General features: G+C 68.9%; 10 protein-coding genes. All 10 read right to left on the bottom strand.

Annotated elements, in window-relative coordinates; all coding sequences use genetic code 11:
* Positions 1–13 precede the first annotated feature (13 nt).
* On the bottom strand, positions 14–4,066 hold the full coding sequence (locus CFB40_RS07080; protein ID WP_089430902.1) for a cytochrome P450: 4,053 nt from the start codon (positions 4,064–4,066) through the stop codon (positions 14–16).
* On the bottom strand, positions 4,063–10,080 hold the full coding sequence (locus tag CFB40_RS07075; RefSeq protein ID WP_089430901.1) for an SDR family oxidoreductase: 6,018 nt from the start codon (positions 10,078–10,080) through the stop codon (positions 4,063–4,065). The genes CFB40_RS07080 and CFB40_RS07075 overlap by 4 nt, the downstream gene beginning before the upstream one ends.
* A gap of 74 nt (positions 10,081–10,154) precedes the next feature.
* A complete protein-coding gene (locus CFB40_RS07070) occupies positions 10,155–11,777 on the bottom strand; it encodes an acyltransferase domain-containing protein (protein WP_089430900.1) in 1,623 nt (540 codons plus the stop codon).
* A complete protein-coding gene (locus CFB40_RS07065; RefSeq protein ID WP_089430899.1) occupies positions 11,759–13,186 on the bottom strand; it encodes a TolC family protein in 1,428 nt (475 codons plus the stop codon). Before CFB40_RS07065 ends, CFB40_RS07070 begins: the two co-directional genes overlap by 19 nt.
* Positions 13,187–13,189: 3 nt before the next feature.
* Positions 13,190–15,421 carry a peptidase domain-containing ABC transporter gene (locus CFB40_RS07060; protein WP_089430898.1) on the bottom strand — a complete coding sequence of 744 codons (2,232 nt, stop codon included), beginning with the start codon at positions 15,419–15,421 and terminating at the stop codon, positions 13,190–13,192.
* Between the two features lie 11 nt (positions 15,422–15,432).
* A complete protein-coding gene (locus tag CFB40_RS07055) occupies positions 15,433–16,704 on the bottom strand; it encodes an HlyD family secretion protein (RefSeq protein ID WP_179255060.1) in 1,272 nt (423 codons plus the stop codon).
* 164 nt (positions 16,705–16,868) lie between these two features.
* Entirely contained in the window at positions 16,869–17,111 is a 243-nt protein-coding gene (locus tag CFB40_RS07050) for a hypothetical protein (RefSeq protein WP_069247669.1), read from the bottom strand.
* 690 nt (positions 17,112–17,801) lie between these two features.
* Entirely contained in the window at positions 17,802–20,126 is a 2,325-nt protein-coding gene (locus tag CFB40_RS07045) for a xanthine dehydrogenase family protein molybdopterin-binding subunit (RefSeq protein ID WP_089430897.1), read from the bottom strand.
* Complete coding sequence (locus CFB40_RS07040) at positions 20,123–20,584, bottom strand: (2Fe-2S)-binding protein (protein WP_089430896.1); 462 nt, start codon at positions 20,582–20,584, stop codon at positions 20,123–20,125. The genes CFB40_RS07045 and CFB40_RS07040 overlap by 4 nt, the downstream gene beginning before the upstream one ends.
* A gap of 916 nt (positions 20,585–21,500) precedes the next feature.
* Positions 21,501–22,718, bottom strand: a complete 1,218-nt coding sequence (gene wecB / locus CFB40_RS07035; protein WP_089425070.1) for a non-hydrolyzing UDP-N-acetylglucosamine 2-epimerase — start codon at positions 22,716–22,718, stop codon at positions 21,501–21,503.
* Positions 22,719–22,930: the final 212 nt, after the last annotated feature.

Raw genomic sequence — 22,930 nt, 5'->3', positions numbered from 1 at the left:
CTCCTCTTCCCGTTCAAAGAACCGACGCGGCCACGGCCTGCGCGTCGGTCGCGCCCGCGAGCCGAGCGTCGTGCAGATCGACGATCGACGCGCCCGCGCGATCGCCGATCGCGAAGCGGCCGTGCGGATAGCGCAGCAGCATCTCGGCGTCGCCGGGCTGCGCCGCGCCGAACACGATGCCGCCGATGCGCCACGTGCGCGGCGGTTCGCCGTCGTCGGGCCACGCGCCGAGCAGCACGCGCAACACGTTTTCCAGATGGTTGACGGGCAGCCAGAGCTGCGGGCACGGCGCGTCGTCGCCCGCGCCCGCCCCGTCGGACGACGCACGCCACAACGCGTCGGCGTCGGCGGCCGGCGCCTGCCCGATTCCATCGCGCCAGCACGCGTCGGGCAGCAAGTCGCCGCGCCAGCTCGCGCGCGTGACCGGCCGCGACGCATCGCGTTGCGCATCGCGCGGCAACGACACCATCGAGCCTGCCGGCGGACGGCTGCGATACACGAACGTCGCATCGAGCAACGCGCGGCCGGCCACCGATGCGCAGCGGACCGTCACGCGCCAGCCGTCATCCGCCGTGCGGCCCGCCGCGTCGGTGTCGAGCACGACGTCGCCGCGCGCGTCGAGCGCGTCGGCGAGCGCATCGAGCGCGATCGTCACGTCGACGGCTTCGTGCAGGTAGGCGGGCTCGCCGTCGGGCGGCGCGACCCAGTCGGCCACCACGCGCGCATGCTCGAGCAGCAGCGACGCGGGCATCGCCGCGCGAGCGCCGAAGCGGAATGCGCGCGTATAGGGTGCGCCGGCCGTGCGATAGCGCGTCGAGAAGAACGCGAACGGCCGGAATCGTGTCGGCTCGCCCGCGTGATGCCGGCGCGTCGCGAGTTCGCCGAGATTCGGCAAGCCGTCGACCGCGTCGAAGCCGCGCAACTGGATCGGCGTCAGCGCGCGGCCGACCGCGCCCATGTACATCGGTTCGCCGCTATCGGACGCCGCGGACGCCACGGGCGCCGCGAGCTCCGTGAGCCAGTGACGCACGCCGTCGTCGATGCGCATCGGCGTCACGTAGCGCCGCGTGACGGCAAGGTTCGTGATCATCCCGACACCGTTCCACGTCGGCCACGCGAGCGTCTTCACGCTGCGCTTGCCGGCGTCGCGTCGCGCCCACCAGCCGAGCCGCGCAAGCGCCTCGTTCGCCGCCGCATAGTCGGTCTCGCCCGTCATCCCGCCCCAGCGGCCGGTCAGCGAGCCGACGTTGACGAAGCAGTCGACGCGCGACCGCTCGCGCACCGCCGCGTAAAGATTCATGAAGCCGAGCACTTTCACGCGCACGGTGCCGAGGAATTCGTCGGCGCGCTTGCGCGACAACCGCACCGGCTGGTCGATGCCGGCGTTGTGGATCACGCCGCGCAGCCGATCGCCGCATTCGTCGCACAGCGCGCGCACCGCGGCTGCATCGGTCACGTCGCATATGCGGTAGTGCACCGGCAGGCCGAGCGCGGCCACCGCGTCGAGCGACGCCTTCAGTTCGCGACGCCGTTCGAGCTGCCGCAACGTGTGCCGGATCGCCTTCGGCGGCCGCTCCGGCGTCGCCTGGCGCAGCAGGTCGAGCCCGTAACGCTTGAAGCCGGCGTCGTCGAGCGCGAGCCACGGCTCGTCGCCGGCCGGCAACGCGTCGCGGCCGGTGACGATCACCGTGCAGCGGTGACGTTTCGCGATCTCGCAGGCGGCCAGGAACCCGATCCCGCGTGCGCCGCCCGAGAACAGCACGACGTCGCCCGGCCCCCAGTCGGGCGCCGCGTGCGCCGGCAGATCGTCGCGGCTCGCGACGAGCGTATGGCGGCGCCCGCCGCGATGGCCGACCTCGAAGCGCCCCCAGCGGTAAAGTTCGCGCACGATCAATCGGTCGACGCGCCCCGTCTCGTCGGGCGCGATGTCGAGCACGCGCACGTTGCAGTTCGGCAATTCCTGCGGCAGCGTCTTCGCGAGCCCGGCCCACAAGCCGCCGAGCGGCTGCACGAGCGTGTCGTCGCCGTAGCCCATCAGCCCGTCCTGCCACGTGAGCGCGAGATAAAACAGCCGCGACGTCGATTCCTCCTGCGCCCAGTCGCCGTAGCACGCCTGCAGCAACGCGACCGTGCGGCGCAACGGCGCCTCCCACTGGTCGCGTCCGTCGAGCGAGAACGGCGCCTCGACGCCGAGATCGACGATGCCGTCGAACGGCCCCGACTGCGCGACGAACGCGATCGCGGCGCTCGCCGGATCGACGCCGTCGGCCGGCGCGAACACGCTCGGCTTCGCGCACGCGCGCAGCAGCGCCGCCACCACGCGCTCGACCGTGCGGCCGAGACCGTTGACGATCGCGATCCGCTTGCCGCTCAGTTCGGCCGCCGGCACGTCGGGCAACGGCTCGATCTCGACCGGCCGCCACGTGAAGCGGTGTGTCGGCGCTGCGTCGGTACGCTGCCGTGCGTCGTACGTCGTCAAGTCGCGCTGCAAAAAAGCCAGCACGTCCGGAGCCAGCGTCGGGCCGGCGGGCTGCACGGGCGTCGGCGTGCGCGTGGGTGATGCCGCGCTCGCCGGTTGCGCCGCATCGGGCCCCTGCCACGACGACTCGGGCGCGCCTGCTTGCACGTGTCGCGCTGGCGTGCCCGTGAACGGACACGCAGCTGTGCGCCCGGCCGGCACACTCGCGTCGCGTACCGTTTGCTGCGTCGGCACCCGTTCGCGCGAGCGCGGCTTCGCGATCATTCGGATTCCGTCGCGCGGGCGCAGCGAGATCGTCGCACCGGTCTCGAGCGAATGCCCCGGCACCGCGCTCAGGTCGACGTGCTGCGCGACGACCGCGATCAGCACGCGCATCTGCAGCAGCGCGGTCTGATAGCCGATGCACTTGCGCATGCCGCCGCCGAACGGGAAATACGCATACTTGTGCCGCGCCGGCGCGTGCGATCCGAAGTTCTCCGGATCGAATGCGTCGGGGTTGGCCCACAGCGCCGGATGACGATGCGTGACGTACGGCGACATGAACACCGACGAGCCGGCCGGCACGTGATAGCCGCCGATTTCGTCGTCGTCGACCAGATCGCGCGTGAAGCCCCAGATCGGCGGATACAGGCGCAGGATCTCGTCGACGGTCTGCACCAGATACGGCAGGCGCTCGAGGTCGCCCGCGTCGGGCGCGCGCCCGCCGAGCACCGCGTCGAGCTCCTCGCGCAGCCGGCGCAGCACGTGCGGATGCTGCGCGAGCGCATGGAGCCCCCACGCCATGCCGCTTCCGGTCGTTTCGTGGCCGGCGAGAAACACCGTCATCACCTCGTCGTGCACCTCGCGCTCGGTCAGCGGCGCGCCCGTGTCGGGGTCGCGCGCGGCGAGCAGCAGCGAAATCACGTCGCTCGGCTCGCTGCGCCCCGCGCGATGCCCGGCGACGATCGCGTCGACGATCGTGTCGATGCCGCGGCGCGCGTGCGCGATCCGGCGATTGAACGGCGTCGGCATCCAGCGCGGCACGAAATCGTTCAGGTTGCCCTGCGGCATCATCGCCTCGATGCCGAAGCGCACGGCCGGCCCGACCTCGTCCGCGTGCCGCGAGATGTCCGCGTTGAACAGCATCAGCCCGAGCATGCGCAGGCTCACGTGCATCATGTCCTCGACGACGTCGAACGGCGCATGCGCGGGCCGCCTCGACCAGCGCTCGACGAGCGCGAGCGCCGCGTCGCCGACCGCGGCCGTGTGCGCGTCCACCTGCTTGCGGTGAAAGAGCGGCTGCACGACGCGCCGGTGACGCCGCCAGAATTCGCCGTCGGTCGTCAGCAGCCCGTCGCCGAAGAACATCTTGAAGTTGTCGTAGAAGCGGCCGCGCACGTAGTTGCGGTGATTGTCCTGCAGCACGTGCTGGACGCCGTCCGGATGCGCGAGCGCATGCGTGAGGAACGGCCCGAGGCGGTTGCGGGCGACGTCGCCGTACTGCTGCTGCAGCTTCAGCAGCATCGTGACGGGATTGCGCTTGTATTGCGCCAGATTGCCCATCACGACGCTGCCGCGCGGGCCGGGCGCGAGACGCTTCGTGCTCATGCGGACACCTGTTCGGCAGCCGCCTGCGCCGCGCGTTGCGCGTCGACTTCGCCACGCGCGGCGAACGCGCCCGTCACGCGATGCACGTAGCCGATCACGATGCCCGTCACGTCGCGCATCTGCATCAGGACCCTGCCGTCCGGGCGCACCGCGACGAACCGGTTGCCGCTGCTTGCCGGCCCCTCGAGCGCGAACGCGCGCGGCGTCACGCGCAGCGCGATCGACGCGTGGCGGGCCGACAGCTCGCAGTCGTTGCCGGCTTCGTACAGATCGATGCGGCCGATCGACATCGGCGCCGCGAGCGGGATGTAGTCTCCTGCGACATGATCGAGCGCCGCCACGCGCGCGAGCCCGTCGAGCAGGATGCTCGGCACCACGAAACGCGAGAACACCGGATCGCCGTCCGGTACGTTCAGACGGAAACGCGCATGCTTGCCCGTTTCGCTCATGCCGGTGTCGGACGTCGACACGAACATGCCGGTCAGCCGTACCGGCGCCGCGTCGAAGTGATACGGATCGGCGACGGGCGTGAACGTGCCGACCGCCGGTTCGCTCCACACTGGCGCCGGCGGGTAGGTCTCGGCGAGACGCACGGTGATCTCAAAGTGCGGCTTGTCGCGCACGAGTACCTGGCCGCCCGGCGCCAGCACGTCGCCGGCAATCCGCACGTGCACCAGCACGGCGTCGGCGTCGCGCGACACGATCCGCGCATGGATGCGCTTCACGCTCGGCCGCTTCGCATCGTAGACACGCAGGAAGTGCAGGAAGGTCGCGTCCGCGAAACCGACCACCTTGAGGCCCGGCACGAGCCGCAGCGCGGCTTCGGCAGCCACTTCGGGCACGAACGTGCCGGGCAGCGTCGGGAAGCCGTTGACGACGTGATGCTGCAGGTACGCGTCGCGCTCGAGATCGAACACGCGCTCGAACGTCACGCTGTCGGCGCTGCGCGCGAGCTCGCGGCCGAGATAGAAATCGGGCGCGCACGCCGCGGCCGGCGCCGGTTCGTCGGTTTCGAAGTAACCGGGCAGATGCGTTTCGATCGCACGTCGCTCGGCATCGCCGAGATGGACGGACATCGCCGCGCGCTCGCCGAGCCCGAGCTCGCGCATGAAGTGATGCTGCCCTTCCGCGGTGCGCATGCTCGTGAACAACCCGCTCTTCTCCAGGAACGCGCGCGTGACCGGATTCGCGCCGAGCCCGACCGAGCGCCACAGCGTCCAGCCGATCGTGAATTCGTCGTGGCCGAGCGCCGTGCGGTGATACGACGCCTGCGTGTTCAGGAAGTCGTTGCCCGACGCGTAGTCGGTTTCGCCGGCCTGGCCCGTCAGGCCGATGAACGACCCGAAGTTGCACCACAGCCGCGGCTGCCGCGCGCCGAACGCACGGCGCAGGTTCCAGTAGCCGCGCACCTTGATGTCGCGCACCGCGACGAAGTCGTCGAGCGACTTCACGCGCACCGACGCCGAACGGTTCAACCCGGCCGCGTTGACCAGCAGGTCGACGCGCGGCTCGCGTGCGAGGATCGCGTCGATGGCCGTCTTCACGCTGTCCGGGTCCAGCACGTCGGCGCGCACGTAGGTCACACGATGCGCGCCGCTGAACGCGCGCATCGCTTCGATGTTGATGCACGCCGTGCGCGCGTCGGCACGCCGTTCGAATGCGCGGATGATTTCCGGCAACGGCCGTTCCGGATGCAGCGCCTTCTGCTGGCGAATGTAATCGGGGCGACTCTTCGCGAACGCTTCGTCGTCCATCTCGAGCCACGCCGCATCGACCACGTCGAGCGCGCTGCTGCCGATCAGGTACAGCGTCGGGCGCACGTGCGCGGCGAGCGTCTTCATCAGCTCGCCGGTGATCCCGCGCGCCCCACCGATCGCGACGACGACCGAGTCCTGGCCAAGCGACAGCCGCTCGTCGGCACGCAACTCGCCTGCTTCCTCGATCACGCGCGGCGTGCGGCGCCGCCCCGCGCCCAATGCGACGACCGGCAGCCAGTGCCGTGCGCCGCTCTCGCGCTCGGCATCGCGCAACGCATCGGGCAGCGTGCGTGCATCGGTGAGCACCGCGACCGGGCGGGCTTTCGGCATCTCGATCGCGAGCGCCTTCACGAGGCCCGTGAACAGGCCGGCATCCGGATGCGGCACGTCGCCCACGAGCGCGTCGAGCAGCAACGCGACGAACGTGCCGTCGCGCTCGAGTGCGTCGTGGCAACGCTTGATCGCGAGGAACGCGAGGTCGTGCAATGCGAGCCGCGCGGGTGCGGCCGGCGCGGCGGCGTCCGGTGCGAGCGCGCCGGCGTCGAGCGACGTCAGCACGCGCACGTGGCCGATGTCGTCGGGCTGCGTGTCGAGCGCCGCCGCGTCGATCCGCTCGATCCAGTGCCAGCCCGGCCTGCGGGCGGCGAACGGCCGCGTCGACAGCACCACGCAACCGGGCCCCGGCTCGGCCTGCGCGGCCAGGACTTCCGGCATGTCGGTCACGATCACGCAGCGCGGCGTGATGAACGGCGTCGACTGCCCCGCGGGCCGCCACGGCGCGTCGCGCCATTCGATCCGGTAACGCGCGACGCCGAGCGGCTCGCCGTCGGCCGCGACGCCGGTCCGGCGCAGCGTGCCGTGCAGCAAGGCGCCGGGGGAAATGGGTGCGGTGCACGGGTCGGCCGGCGCGACCGCAGCGGCGGCTGGCGCCGCCCGGTGGGCAGACAGCTCATGCGTCGCCGCGCCATGCGCCTCGCCTGACGCGGCCGCTTGCGTGCCCGCGCAGTCGCAGGCGACGTGCAGCGCATAGCGCGCACGATCGCGGCCGCTGTCGCGCGTGAGCGTCGTGCCGGCCTCACGCGCGACGACCGCGCGCAGCACGTCAATCGCCGAGTCGGCGCCCGCATAGGTGACCGCGCGGCCCATTGCGTCGCGCGGCGCGGCCGGTTCGACGGCCGCCCGCGCGTCGCCGCCGCCGACCACCGCGAACACCGGCAGCCCTTCGGCCTGCGCCCGCCGCACGGTCGTCACCGCGAACAGCACGATGCCTTCCGCGAGCGGCAGGTCGAACGCCGGGCGCACTTCTTCCGCCGAGTTGCCGTTGATCCCGCCGACGATCGCCATGTCGAGTTCGCCGCTGCACAGAAAGCGCTCGGCCGCCTCGAATGCGGCCAGCGTCGACGCATGCCCCGCGTCGACCGTCATGTTCATCCCGTGCAGGTCGTGATAATTCGCGACGCGCGCCGGAATCACGTTCGGCATCATCCCCGGGAACGAATTCTCGGTCGTCGGCGCGACGAGCTGCTTCGTCGCCTCGCGCAGGCCGTTCAGGAGGCGTTCGGTCGCCGCGCGCTCGTCCGGCCGCGTCGCGTCGAGCACCGCGGTCGCGATGTCGTCGAGATAGCAGCGGCTCGCGTAGAGCGCCGCGTTGCGCGTGGGCCCCATGTGCCCCATCACGAGCCCGATCGTGTCCGCGTGCTCGCGCCAGAACGGGCCGAGGCGTTCGCGCAGGTCGTGTGCGGCATCGAGCGCCATCAGCTGGCAGCGGTCGAGCGCGCGCAGCACGGCCGGCGGCATCTTCACGCGCGCGAAGCTCGGCAGCGGATAGCCGACCCCGAAGCTCGCGTCGGGCGCGCGGCCTTCGCCGCGCAGCCAGGCTGCGACCTGCGCGTCGTCGTCGAGGCCGGGAAACTTCGCCGACCATCCGACGATCGCGAGCGGCTCGCGCTTGAAGCGGCCGCTCGCCGCGCCGGCCGGCAGATCCTCGCGGTATTCCGACACGATCAGGTGCCCGTTCGTCCCGCCGAAGCCGAACCCGGACACCGCGGCGACGCGCGCCGATTCGCGCCGCGCCGGCCACGGTACCGGCGCGACCGGAATCCGCAGGCTGGTGCCGCCAAGGTCGAACTCCGGCGGCGGTTCGCTGAAGCGATGCTGCGGCGGGATCATCTGATGCCGCAAGCCGAGCAGCACCTGGATCACCGACACGACGCCGGCCGCCCAGCCCGTATGTCCGACCAGCGACTTGTTCGACGTCAGCTGCACCGGCCGGTCGCGCCGGATCGCATCCCGCAGGCTCTGGAATTCGGCGAGATCGCCGGCCGGCGTACCGGTTGCGTGCGCAACGACCCAGTCGACGTCGGCGGGCACCGTCGCGGTGCGCGCGTACGCGCGGTCGATCGCGATACGCTGGCCGGCCGAATTCGGCGCATAGATCGCCTTGCCCTTGCCGTCCGACGACGAGCCGAACGATTTGAGCACGCCGAGAATGCGGTCGCCGTCCGCGCGCGCGCGCTTGACGCGCTTCAGGATCACGACGCCCGCGCCGTCCGCGAACAGCACGCCGTCGCAGTTGCGATCGAGCGGCCGCACCTCGCCGCTGCGCGACAACCCGTGCAGCTTCGAGAACAGGATCGAGCCGCGCGGCGCGAGCGCGAATGCACCGCCGCACGCGACCACGTCCTGCTGGCCGAGCAGCAACGCCTTGATCCCGAGATCGATCGAATACAGCGACGACGAACAGGCGGTATCGACCATCATGGTTTGCGCGTCGTCCGGCAGCACGCCCTTCATCGCGTTCAGGCCGACGCGGTGCGGGAAGAACGAGGCGAGCTCGCCGGCGCCGCGCGCATAGCGCGCGCTCAGCACCGCATCGATCGCGGCCACGCGACGCGCGCGCTCGGCCGCATCGACACCCGCGTCGATCAGCACCGCGTTCAGGCGCTCGCGGGCAGCGGCCAGCACCATGCCCTCTTCGAGATGCTGGCTGCCGTCGGCCGTATAGCCGACGAGGAACGCGACGCGATCGGCGTCGCGCAGCGTCACGCCGACAAGCGACTGGCACAGCGCGTGGCGCAGCCACAGCGTCGTCAGCTCTCGCGGCGCGGTGCCGGCGTCGAGCTCCGCGCGCACCGTCGGGCACGGCTCGAACCGCTCGATGAACACCGAGCGCGACTGATAGCTCTTGTCCTCCGCCGACGTATCGGGCGAGTAGAACGAGCGGTAATCCCAGCGATCCGGCGGCACGTTGCCGAACAGCTCGGGGCCGTCCAGCAGCGCGCGCCAGAATGCTTCCGGATCGCTCGCGCCGGGCAGCGCGACGCCCATGCCGACCACGGCGATGTCGTCGCTATCCTCGCTGTCGTCGCCGGCGGGGGCGTGATCGGCCCGTGCGGCCGGTGCGTGTGCCGTCCGCGCGGCCGCGGCAACCGTATCGTCGCCCGCATTCGCAGCCGGCGCCGCCGTCGCCCATTCCGCGCGCGGCGACAATCCCTCGCTGCACAGCGACAGCCCGCCGTCCGCGACGACCACCTGCCCGGTGATCCAGCGCGCCGCGTCCGACGCGAGAAACACGACGAGATCCGCGAGGTCTTCCGCGCGCGCGAGTCGCTTGAGCGGCGTCGCCGCGATGCTCGAGCGCTTGGTGTTCTCCGGGTCCGGAAACTGCGCGGCGACGTCGCCGTCGATCAGCGTGGACGATGCGCCGTTCACGCGTATGTCACGGCCCGCGTACTCGACCGCGAGATAGCGCGTGAGCGACTCGAGCGCCGCCTTCGCGGTGCCGACGACGAGATAGTTCGCCGGCACGAGCGTCGCCCCCACCGACGACACGTTGACGATCGCGCCGCCGCCCGAGCGCGCCATCAGCGCCGCGGCACGTCGCGCACACCAGAACGCGCCTTTCAGGTTGGTATCGAGCGCGCGATCGAAATGCTCGGCGCCGATCTCGTCGACGCCGAGCAGCGCGCCGGACGCCGCGTTGTTGACGAGCACGTCCAGGCGGCCGTAGCGCCGTTCGATCTCGTCGAACATCCGGTCGACCTGCGCCTGCTGCGCGACCGACGCGCGGATCACGTCGACCGTCGCGCCGAGCGCGCGCAGTTCCTCCGCGGTCTCCTTCGACGCGTCGAGCGAGTGGAAGAAATTCAGGATCACGTGCGCGCCCTGCTCGGCGAACCGCCTGCAGATCGCCTTGCCCACGTTTTTCGCACCGCCCGTCACGAGAACGAGCTTGCCGCGCATGCTGGTATTCGACATGGATCGCCTGCCTATCGAGAATGTGTCATTTCGGGCAGGGCCCCCCTGCCGATCACCGTTTCGGTCCGCCGCCGTCAGGCGGCTGCCTTCCCCTGGTTCTCGTAGACGAAATCGACGATCTGCCCCATCGCCTTGAAATCGCCGCTGCGGAAATTCGCGGGCAGCGGCGGCAGCGCGTAGCGCGCCGTGATGCGCTGGATGATCTCGGTCTGCTTGACCGAGTCGATGCCGAGTTCGGCCTCGAGTTCGATCGATTCGGAGAACACCTCGGCCGGATACTCCATCGCCTGCGCATAGATATCGACGAGCTCGGAGAACAGCCGCTCGCGCGGCACGTGTGCGGGTCTTGCCGCCGCGGGAGCGGGAGCGCGAGCCGCGGCAGCCGCCGCCGCGAACGGTTCGTGTGCGACCGACGGTGCCGGCGCCGCCGTCAACGCCGGCCCGCCGACGGCGGCCAGCCGCGGCGCAGGTGCGACGCTCGACTCCGGCTGCGGCGCGAACGACGTCGCGCTCGGTGCGGCGCCTGCCGGTGCCGCGCTCGCCGCGTCGAATGCGCGACGCAGTTCGCCCTTGAGCCAGTCGACGATGTGCGGTCCGCGTGCATGCCAGAACGCGTCGAAACCGGACCCGGCGTTGTCGATGCGAATATCGTCTTTCATGATGCTGTCCTCCTGGAAATATCGGGTGATCGTCGTGACGACGCTCGACTCCTCTGTCGCGTTCGACGGGCCGCCGAACGTCCTCACCGTGCCGGGCCCCGCGATGCGCACGACGATGCGCGCCAGCGTGTTGAGCGCGCCGCATTCGACATAGCGCCCGATGCCGTCCGCGCGCGCGGCGCGAATCGCATCCGCGAACCGAACCGGCAGCACGAAATGCGACGCGAGCCGCGCACCGGGATCGTCGGCGACGCTGTAGCGGCGCCCGAGGATCGGCGAATACACCGGAATCGCGAGCGTGCGATGCGGATAGGCGGCCAGCCGCGCGGCAAACTGTTCACGCGCGCCGGCCAGGTCCGGATGATGAAATCCATACGGAGACCTGATCGCCTGAGCGGTCACGCCGCGCGCCGCGCAGACCGCGACGAAGCATTCCAGCGCATCGCGCGGGCCCGACACGACGGTCTGCGACGGATGGTTTTCGACCGCGACGCACACGTTGCGCACCGCATGCGTGTAGGCGCTCGCATCGATCAGCTCGCGCGTCGCGTCGGCGCCCGCGGAAATCGCGGCCATCATCCCGTCTGCCGGCGCGGCCGCCTGCAGCGACGCAATCCGGTCGCAGACGATGTGCGCACCCTGCTCGATCGAATACAGGCCACCGCACACCAGCGCCGCGATCTCGCCGAAGCTGTGTCCGATCAGCACGTCGGGCACGACGCCGCGTGCGTGCAGCACGCCGAACATCCCGACGGACGCGCCGAAGATCCCGAGCTGCAGCAAATCGGGGGCGTCGCGCAGCCACGTGTCGAGCCCCGCGTCGTCACGCCACAGCGCGCCGGTCAGCGGCCGGCCGAGCCGTTCGCTCGCGATCGCGTCGATCGTGTCGAGCGTCTGCCGCACGCTGCGGTGCTCGCGGGCGAGCTGCCGCAGCGCGCCCGCGTAGAACGCGCCCTGTCCGGGGAACAGGAACGCACAGCCGCGCGCTTGCGCGCCGCCCGCCTCCGGCCCCGCATGAATCAACTCGCGTCGTTCCATAATCCCAATCTCCCGAGGCTCTCGGCCAACTTCAGTCTCGCGGTGCGCCATTTCGACACCGCGAGCACGCGCTGCCGGCGCGCATCCGCGAGCGCCGACTGCGCATTCAACAGTTCCGTGAACGTGCCGACGCCGGCCTTGTAACGGCCGCGCGCGATGTCGAGCGAATGCAGCGCGGTGTCGAGCAGATGCTGCGAGTTGTCGAGGTTCGTCGTGTCGGTCTGCAGGCTCTGGTAGCTCTTCCACACGTCGAGCGACACCTTGAGTTCGGTGCTGCGCACATCGGCTTCCTGCGCATCGGCCTGCGCCTTCGCCTCCGCGACGCGATAGCCGGACGCGAACCCTTCGAACAGTGGAATCGACACCTGGATGCCGATCGAATTGCCGTGACTGCTCTGGATCTGGAACAGCGACGGCTGCTGCTGGTACGACGGGTTGTTGCGCGACAGGCTGCCCGTCAGCGAAATCGTCGGCAGCGTCTGCGCCCGCACCGAGCGGATCTGGTCGCGTGCGGCCTCGAGCTTCTCGCGCGCGGCGATCAGCTTCGGGTGATGGCGCTTCGCTTCGGCGATCAGGTCGGCGACGCCGCGCGTGAAGTCGTCGCGATCGGGCGACGGTTCCGCGTCGGCGATGCGCAACGGCGTGTCGGCATCGACGCCGAGCGTCGTCGCGAGCGTGCCGATCGCGTTCTGCAGGTCGCCTTCCGCGCTCACACGATCGAGCAGCGCCTTGCGATAGGTCGTCTGGGCCTGCAACGCGTCGCCGAGCGTGCCCGCGCCGCCGTCGTGACGCGCGGTGGCTTCGGCGAAGCTCTCCTGCGCCGCGCGCTCGACGGCCTGCGCCGCCTCGAGCGCCGCCTGCGCGTCGCGCAGCGCATAGAACGCCTGCGCCGCGTCGTAGAAGACGCTCTGCAACGTATCGTCGTGCGCGGCGTTGGCCGCGCGCAGCAGCGCGCGCGCACGATCGAGATTCGCGCCGCGCTTGCCGAAATCGAACAGCACCCAGCTCAGGTTGAGCATCCCGTAGCGGCTGCTGCTGCGCTGGTTCTGCGAGAAGCCGCCGCTGTAGTCCGTCGTCAGGTTGTCGCGCTGGATGCCGGCCGTCGCGTTCAGCGTCGGCCAGTACGCGGCCTTCGACACGCCGACCTCGGCCGCCGCCGCGCGTGCGTCCGACCACGTCCGGGTCAACTTCGGATGAGCACAGATGGCCTGCAGGATCGCATCCTCGAGCGCGAGCGGGCGGCCGTCGACGTGCGGTGCGCCGCACGCGGTCGCCGACGCCATCGACCCGGCCTGCGTCGCCGCGACATCGTCGCGCGTGCGATAGACGTCGAGCATCTGCGCGCCTGCGGACGACGCGAATGCCGCGCATGCAACGGCGGCCGACACGATGGTGAGAGCGCGTGTCATCGTCTAGCGCCCCGCGACCGGCTGTGCCGAACCGGCATCCTGCGTCGCGTGCATCGCCTGGGGCGATGCGGCCGGCACGCTGCCGGACGCCTTCGCCGCGGCCGCCGCGCGCAGCGCCTCGGTCGACTGGTCGAGCACGATCTTGCCACCCTGCAGCATGATGACGCGCTGCGCCGACGCGATCGTCTCCGGCCGGTGCGCGACGATGAGCCGCGTCATCGCGAGCTGCGTGACGGCCACGTTGACCTGCTTCTCGCGTTGAACGTCGAGATGGCTCGTCGCCTCGTCGAGCACCAGAATGGCCGGCCGCTTGTACAGCGCGCGCGCCAGCAGCACGCGCTGCTTCTGGCCACCGGACAGCACCGTGCCCATGTCGCCGACGAGCGTGTTGTAGCCCATCGGCATCGCGGCGATGTCGTCGTGCACGGCCGCGATGCGCGCGCATTCGGCCACCCACTGCGGGTCCGCCTCCGGGTCGAAGAAGCTGATGTTGTCCGCGATCGAGCCCGCGAACAGCACGTCGTCCTGCAGCACCGTGCCGACGAGCCCGCGCAGCCGGTCGATGCCGAGTCGCGCGACGTCGAGGCCGCCGATCCGCACGGTGCCGCCCGTCGGTTCGTGAATCCCGAGCAGCACGCTGATCAGCGTCGTCTTGCCGCAACCGGACGGCCCGACGATCGCGACCGATTCGCCGGCCGCGATCGTCGCGCTGACACCGTCCAGCACCAGCGGCTCGCCGTCTGCGTAACGGAACGACAGGCCGTCGATCTCGATGCTCGCGTCGAGCGCCTCGGCCTCGCCCGGCACGTTGCGCAGGCTCGCGTCCGGCTCCGCTTGCGCGAACACGATGTCGGCCAGCCGCTCGCCCTGCAGCTGCAGCATCCTGACTTCGAAATACTTGTCAATCAGGCTGCCGACCCGGCTGTCGAACTGGCTCTTGTACGCGTTGAACGCCATCAGCACGCCGACCGTGAACTGACCGTCCATCACCATCCGCGCGCCGAGCCAGATGATCAGCACGTTCTCGATGCCGAACAGCAGGCCGTTGAGCTGCTGGTAGAAGATCTGCAGCTTCTGCACGTGCAGGCCCGCATTGACCTGCTCGACCAGCAGCGTGATCCAGCTCGCGCGGCGCTCCGTCTGGCGATTGAACAGCTTGATCGTCTTCACGCCGCGCACCGTCTCGAGGAAATGGCTCTGCTGCTTGGCCGCGTGCACGATCTGATCCTCGGTCGCGCGCCGCAGCGGTGCGTACCACATCCATCGGACGAGCGCGTACAGCGCCATCGTCGCGAGCGCGACCACGCCGAGTACGCGGCTGTACACGAACATCATCGCGAGCGTGACGATCGTCATCAGCCCGTCGATCACCGCGCCGAGAAACGACGTCGTCAGCGTCTGCTGGATCGTGTCGATCGAACCGAAGCGCGACACGACGTCGCCGAGATGACGCCGCTCGTAATAGCGCACCGGCAGGCTCAGCAAATGCGTAAACACGTTCGCGCGCCACTGGATGTTCAGCGTGACGCCGACATACATCAGCGCCCACGCACGCATCGCGCCGGTCGCCTGCTGCATCAGCAGCAGCAGGCCGAAACCGAGCGCCAGCACCGTCAGCAGGTCGCGATCGGCGCTGACGATCACTTCGTCGATCACCCACTGCAGGAAGAACGGCTGCACGAGCATGAACACTTCCAGCGCGATTGCCAGCCCCAGGATCTGCGCGAGCGAGCGCGACAGTCCCGACACCGGGCCCAGCAGTTCGCGCAGCTTGACCGCCGGACGCGCCGCGCGCGGCGCGAAGCCGGAGGCCGGCCACAGCTCGAGCGCGACGCCGGTAAACGCGCGCGACACGTCGGCGAGCGGCACCTTGCGGACGCCGTGCGACGGATCGTGAATCGTCGCGGTCTTGCCGTTCACTTCCTTCAGCACGACGAAGTGGTTGAAATTCCAGTGCAGCAGGCACGGCAGGCGAAGCTGCCCGAGCTGCGCCAGGTCGAGCTTCACCGCGCGCGTGCCGAGCGCGAGACGCTGCGCGACCTCGATCACGCGAGCGAGGCCTGCGCCCTTCAGCGAGACAGGGAATTGGCCGCGCAGCGTCGCGAGATCCACGTGGTGACCGTGATAGCCGGCCACCATCGCGAGACACGCGAGCCCGCATTCCGCGGCTTCGGTCTGCAGGATCATCGGCAGCCGGCGGCCGAGGCCGAACGAGAGTCGATCGAGTAATGCCATGCGCGACCTCGTCAGAGTTTGCCGGTCAGGCTGTAGAGCGGCTCGAGCACCCACTCGTACAGGCGCCTGCGTTCCTGCAGGATGTCCGCCTGCAGCGTCATGCCGGCCTGCAGCGGCTGCTGCGCGCCGTACGCGGTGACGTGCTGCGCCTCAAGCGCGACGGTCACACGGTAGAAGGTCGCGTCGCGGCCCTCGCCCGGGGTCGCCGCCGGGCCGCCGTCGTTCGCGAGTTCGGCCGCCGACAGCGCCGTGCGCGCGATCGACACGACCGTCGCGCCGTACTGGCCGAACTTCTGGTAAGGAAACGCCTGATAGCGGATCAGCACCGGCTCGCCGACCCGCACGAAGCCGATCGCCGTGCTCGGCACGAACAGGTGGGCCTGCCAGCGCGCACCGCCCGGCACGACGCTCGCGAGCGGTCGCGACGGTTCGACCGACTGGCCGACGTCGGCGATCGCGGCCGTCACGATGCCCGTCTCCGGCGCGGCGACGACGATCCGGCGCTTCGCCTCGCTTTCGATCAGGTTCTGGTCGACGTCGATCACGTTGCGGTCGATCTGCGCGAGCTGGTTCTGCTGCTTGAAGCCGAGCCCCGACAGTTCGTTGCTCGCCTCGGTGAGCGACTGCAGCGTCGATGCGCGGTCGCGCAGCAGCCCGTTCAGCTTCGACTGCTGGTCGAGCAGATCGGCCTCGCGCTGCTGCGCCTGGTCCTTCGAGATGTAATCCTGCGCGAGCAGGCCGCGATAGCGTGCCGCGCCGTCGGCCGCGATCGACGTGCGCAGCCGCTGGGCCGCGAGCTGGTCATCGATTTGCGCGAGCGCGCCTTTCAGGTTCGCGATCTTCGCGCGCAGCGTGTCGCGCTCGTCCTGCTGCAGGCTGCGTGTCTTGTCGATTTCCGTGAGCAGCGACGCCTTGCGCTGCCGCGCCTGCGCGATCAGCGCGGCTTGCGTCGCGCCTTCCGCCGCGCTTTGCAAGTCGGTCGATACCGTATAGAGCGTCTGCCCGCGCGTCACGTGCTGCCCTTCCTTCACGTCGCGCTCGACGACGATGCCCGGCTGCAATGCGTAGACCTTGACCAGCCCCGAATCCGGCATCACCACGCCGCTGACCGTCGTGCGCCGCGTATAGGTACCGAACGCGAAGAACAGCACCACGCAGGTGGCCATGACCAGCGCGACGGCCGTCATCAGCGTCATGGACATGGGGTGCACGAGCACGATGTCGCCCAGCACGCGCATCCGTTGAGCCTGTGCCGCTTCAGAACGAAAGAGACCGAACTCCATTTTCACCCACGTATCGCCAAATTGCGGAATCAGCCGTCGCCCCGCGGCCGCGCGCCGGAGCCGGCCAAAGCGATCCGGTATGCAAAGTAGGTCCATGCATACCGGATCATCGCTTCCATCATCGGGAAACGCGGCGTCTACCGCGTTGCCTCAATTGCGGCAACTCAGTAAATCGGGCCGCCGAACAGGCCGTCCAGCAGGTTCACGGCGGCGGTCGTGATCGTCTCGCCGATGTTGTATGCCTGCTTGACCGGTGCGGCGAAGATGCCGAACGTCAGCGCATTGCCGATGCTCTCCGCGGTGCTGCCGCCCCATTCGATGATGTTGCCCAGCGCCGAGGGAATGCCCGGGCCGCCGTAGTAGCCACCGGCAACCTGGGCGATTTCCTGCTGATTCAGCTCTTGCATTGCATTTCTCCAGTTTGAAAATGCTAGATAACCCATCTAGCGGGGCATCGAACAACGCCGCAATTGCGACGATGATCAATACGTTAAATACATTTAAACTTTCGAACGGCACGATCACATCGTTCGAGCCGAATTAATTCAATTCGTCGATTCCATTCGAATGACACGCAAAATCCCGGCGACCCGAATGAATCCATCGATCTTTAACCCTAATCGGAAACCGGACAGTGATTTACCGACGACCTGCGATTGTTCCCCCGCCCCCCGGCGCCCCTCGCTGCAAGGCGCCGGACAACGGACGCGCAGACGCCGCCGCGCGTGGATGCCGCAGCGCCCGCACGTCATGAAATGCAAAGAATGAAATGAGAATGAATACTCGCCGGAGGATCGACCGGGAATAATTGCGCGTTAAATGTCGTTCACCGAATCAAACTAAACATCGTCGAACGGTTTATCGACACCCGATTTCCCCTCTGAAATTTTTACAGCACTGAATTCGACGGCCCAATGATCCGACACTTTCCGGGCGTTCTTTGTACGATACCGCACCATCGGGCAAACCCGATATTGCAGCGAGATTTATTCTGTTTTATTGAGAATGTCGAGCCTGAATACTGCGATTGAATGCCCGCAGTTGATTCTGGAAAGCGCGCGCCGGGCCATGCGGACGGCCTGGCGCGCAATGCGTCGTTACGCCGCTCTCGGCTTCGACAACTGATCGGCAACCGGCAGGCTGCGGATGCGCGTGCCGGTCGCCGCGAAGATCGCATTGGTCAGCGCCGGCGCGACGGGCGGCAGGCCCGGCTCGCCCACGCCGCCGAGCGGCGTCGCAAAATCATCCGGCGCGACGAGATGCACGCGGATTTCGCGCGGCGCCTCGTTCATGCGCAGCACCTGGAAGCCGTTGAAGTTGCTCTGCTCCGGATGGCCGTCCTTGAACGTGATCTCGCCGTGCAGCGCGATGCCGAGCCCCATCACCACCGCGCCCTCGAGTTGCGAGCGTACCCGCTCCGGGTTGACCTGCGGGCCGCAGTCGATCGCGACGTCGACTCGTGGCACCGTGATCTTGCCGTCGGCATCGACCTGCACCTCGCACACCGCCGCCGTGTACGACACGAAGCTGCGATGCGCGGCGATCCCGAGCCCGTGCCCCTTCGGCAGCTTGCGCCCCCAGCCGGCGCCGCGCGCGACCGTCTCGACCACGCGCCGCAGCCGGCCGGTATCGATCGGATACAGCGCCGGATCCTCGCCGTAGTTCGTGTTCTTCACCGTGATGTGCGGCTCGAAACGCCGCGCGGGCCCGATCAGTTCGAGCAGGAAATCCTTCGGGTCACGACCGGCCGCGTGCGCCAGCTCCGATACGAAGCTCTGGATGCCGAATGCATGCGGGATGTTGTAGACCGAGCGGAACCAGCCGATCCGCGTGTGCGCTTGCGCGGCGGGATTCTCGATCCGCACGTTCGGAATCGCGAACGGCAGGTCCGCGATCCCCTGCGCGAGCTCGCCCGGCTGCTCATGCTCGACACCGGCCCTGAACGTCGACTGGATCGACGGCGCGACCGTGCGATGCTGCCACGCGACCACCTTCCCCGATGCATCGATCCCGCCGTCGAACGCCTCGAGCGACACCGCGTGGAAGTAGTCGTGCGCGATGTCGTCCTCGCGCGTGAACGTCAGCTTGACGGGTGCGCCGACCGCCTTCGACAGCAACGCCGCCTCCACCACGTAGTCCGGCTTCGACTTGCGGCCGAAACCGCCGCCGAGCAGCGTCACGTTGACCGTCACGCGCTCCGTCGGCAACCCGAGCGCCTTCGCGACCTCGTCGCGCGTGGTCTGCGGCGCCTGCGTGCAGGTCCACACTTCGCAGCGGCCGTCGGCCACGCGCGCGACGGCCGCGGGCGGCTCCATCGTCGCGTGCGCGAGATGCGGGATGTAGTACGTTGCGCGCACGCGCTTCGCGGCGCCGGCCAGCGCCGCCGCCGCATCGCCGTCGTTGCGGATCACGTCGCCCGGTTGCGCGGCAGCCGCTTCGAGCGTCTTGCGATACGCTGCGGAATCGTAGTTCGCGTTGGGCCCGTGCTTCCAGTCGATCTTCAGTTGCGCGCGCGCCTGGATCGCCGTCCACGTATCGCGCGCGACGACGGCCACGCCGCCGAGCGGCTGGAAACCGGACGGCAGCGGTGTGGGCGCCAACTGCACGACCTTGACGACCCCCGGCAGCTTCTCCGCCGCCGATGCATCGAACGACGCGACCGTGTCTCCATAGGCCGGCGATCGCGCGACGACCGCATACAGCATCCCGTCGAGCCGCGTGTCGATCCCGTAGTGCGCGCGGCCGCCGACGATGTCGCGCCCGTCGATCAGCGCCGTTTCGCCCTTGCCGATATAGCGGAATTCGGCCGGCGCCTTGAGCGCCACCGTGGCCGGATCCGGCGCCGGCAACGCGGCCGCCTTCGCCGCCAGTTCGCCGAAGCCGAGCTTGCGCCCGCTCTTCGTGTCGACGACCTCATGCACCGTCGCCTTGACCTGACGCGCATCGACGCCCCATGCCGCGGCCGCCGCCTGTTCGAGCATCGTGCGCGCGGCCGCACCCGCGCGACGCAGTGCGGCGAAGCTCTGGCGCAGGCTGCGCGATCCGTCGGTGTTCTGGTTGCCGTAGCGCGGCTCGTCGCCCACGGCCTGCGCGACCTTCACGCGCGCCCAGTCGGCGCCCAGTTCGTCCGCCACGACGAGCGCGACGCTCGTGCGCACGCCCTGCCCCATCTCGGAGCGGATGCAGGTCACGGTGACCGTGCCGTCCGGTGCGATCGCGACGAACAGGTGCGGATCGTCGCGCAACCCGTGCGGCATCCCGGCGCCGCCATACTGCGGATTCGCGCTGACGGGCGGCTGCACCGGTGTCGCCGCACGGACGAGCGACGGCACGCCGAACGCGAGCAGCAGCCCGCCGGATGCGAAGCCGAGCAGCCATGCGCGACGGCTTTCGTTATGGACGGAGAGTTCAGGCGCGCTCATGCGGCACCTCCGCGGCGTACGGCCAGGCGGATCGCCGCACGAATGCGCGTGTAGGTGCCGCAGCGGCAGATGTTGCCGGACATCGCATCATCGATGTCGGCGTCGCTCGGATGAGGATTCGTCTTCAGCAGCGACGCGGCCTGCATGATCTGCCCGGACTGGCAGTAGCCGCACTGCGCGACGTTCAGTTCCTGCCAGGCCTGCTGCAGCGGATGATTGACGTCCGTCGACAGTCCCTCGATCGTCGTCACGCGCTTGCCGGAAGCGGCCGCGACCGGGGTGATGCACGAGCGGATCGCAACGCCGTCGAGGTGCACGGTGCATGCGCCGCACAGCGCCATGCCGCAGCCGAACTTGGTGCCGGTGTCGCCGAGGACATCGCGCAGATACCAGAGCAACGGCATGTCGGGATTGCCGTCGAAGTGCTGCTCGCTACCGTTGACGGTCAGCGTGATCATCGTTCACCTCCTGGTCGAGGCGCCCGCATCGCACCACGGGTGCCGGGTGGGGATTCGAACGGCGGCGGGTGCGTCCTGCTGCGCCGGCCCGATGCCGTCTTGTGGACTGCTCCGCCGGCAGGACCGGCGGTCAATGCGTGGTGATCGGTGCGGCTGGCTCGGGATGGCCACCGGGCATGCGATCCGGATGGATAGCGGGCACGCACCAGCCCGGATTCTGCCCCATGCAAACCGTCACTCAGGCAACGCGATCATGTCGGAACTGCCAGAAATGGCGACTCGGATCGCTGGACTTGCGTGCCACGTCCAGCCCCCGGCGGCTTCGACATTGCCCGGGGAGCCAGAATCGTATGTGGAATCGCCCGGGCTCCAACTCTAACTGATGTGCGGCAGTTTTGCGTCGTCGGTGCGTATCGGCACGGGCGAGAGACAAACCGGGGAGATGTTGAAAGGGAATTGATGACGCATGACGTTTGTCATGCGAGTGGAACCGACTGACGCGCCTGTTCCGGCGAGCGATAAGGGGGCGACGCTAGCGCGAGAACCCACGCGCCGACCGTTCGCGGCGGTACTTCGTGATATCCGGACCCCATCCGCAACGGCCTTCTCGTGATCCCTGCCGCGACAGATCGTGATCGCAGCCTGCTTCAGGTCGCCGTGCGAACCGAGCGCAAATTACTCGATCACGCCGTCAGGGCGGATGAGTCGTGAACGAAGCACGCGTGCGCCACATGGCGCCGACATCGAGCGCCAATGCTTCAAGCCGATTGCACGAGCTTCAATGGATTGCCGACGCAGGCCGGGAACGATGCCGCGCCGGGTGACCCGGTACGATTCCCGACTTGCGTGGCCGCGATCGGCGCTCAAAGTGATTGCCGGGCACCCCGCTCATACGGCATGCGGGCACGCACCACGCTCACGGCGATCGCAACGCCTGCAACCCGAGCGTGAGCGCATTGAACGGCATCTCCGACGACCCCATCGAAAAGCTCGTCGCCTTCGTGGGTGCCCCCGGATTGCGCATCAGCGCGTGAACGATCCGCTCACTCGCATGACCGTCGCCGTACGGATTGCTCGCGCGCGCCATCTCCCCGTACGCGCTGTCGCTATCGAACAACCGTGATGCCTCCCACACGATCCGCTCCTGATTGGTGCCGACGAGCCGCGCGGTGCCGGCCTGGATCGCCTCGGGTCGCTCCGTCGTCTCGCGCGTGACCAGCACCGGCTTGCCCAGCGCGGGCCCTTCCTCCTGAATGCCGCCCGAATCGGTGATGATGAAATGCGCGCGCGACATCAGGAATACGAACGACAGATATTCCTGCGGCTCGATCAGGTAAATGTTCGGCAGGTGGCCGAGCCGCGCACGCGCCGGCTCCCGCACGTTCGGATTCATGTGCAGCGGATAGACGAACTGCGCGTCGGGATAACGGTTCGCGAGCGTGCACAACGCATCGCAGAAATTCTGGAACGGCTCGCCGAAACTTTCGCGACGATGCCCGGTGATCAACACGACGCGCCGCGACGGTTCGAGAAACGGAAACTGCCCCGCAACCTTTTCCGACAACGCCGTGGTGTGATCGAGCATGCGCTTCACCTCGTGCAATGCATCGATCACGGTATTGCCGGTCAGCACGACCGCCCCACCCGGTACGCCCTCGCTGAGCAGGTTGTCGCGTGCTTGCCCGGTCGGTGCGAAATGCCACGACGACACTGCGTCGGTCACACGGCGGTTCAGCTCCTCCGGCCACGGCGACCAGATGTCACCACTGCGCAAGCCGGCCTCCACGTGCCCGACCGGCAGATAGCGGTAGAACGCCGCGAGACTGACCGCGAGCGTGGTCGTCGTATCGCCGTGTACCAGCACGACGTCGGGGCGCAATTCGTCGAACACGATGCCGATTGCCTGCAGAATGCCCGTCGTTACGTCGGTCAGCGTCTGACTTTGACGCATCACGTTGAGATCGTAGTCCGGCTTGATGTCGAACAGCGTCAGCACCTGATCGAGCATTTCGCGGTGCTGCGCGGTTACGCATACCCTGGCGTCGACACCGGCTTGCGCCTTCAATGCACGCACCAGCGGTGCCATCTTGATGGCCTCCGGCCGAGTCCCGAACACAAGCAAAATCTTTTTCATCGTTATCCTCGTTGAGCCATTTCGCGCTGAATGACCCTGCTCGTGGCGCGAAGCATGTATTCAGGCGGCGCCTCCCGTACTCGCACGCGGTCGACACGTTGCGGTGTCGCGGAGCGAGCGCGCCGCCCGGTTCGCGCGGTCCACGCCACGCGAATCGTCGTACTACCGGCGTCCTGTTGCGCTTGATCAGTCACGTCATGAGTCGTTCCTCG

Source organism: Burkholderia sp. AU31652 (assembly GCF_002223155.1).
Classification (GTDB): Bacteria; Pseudomonadota; Gammaproteobacteria; order Burkholderiales; family Burkholderiaceae; genus Burkholderia.
This window is presented reverse-complemented; position numbering and strand designations above follow the sequence as displayed.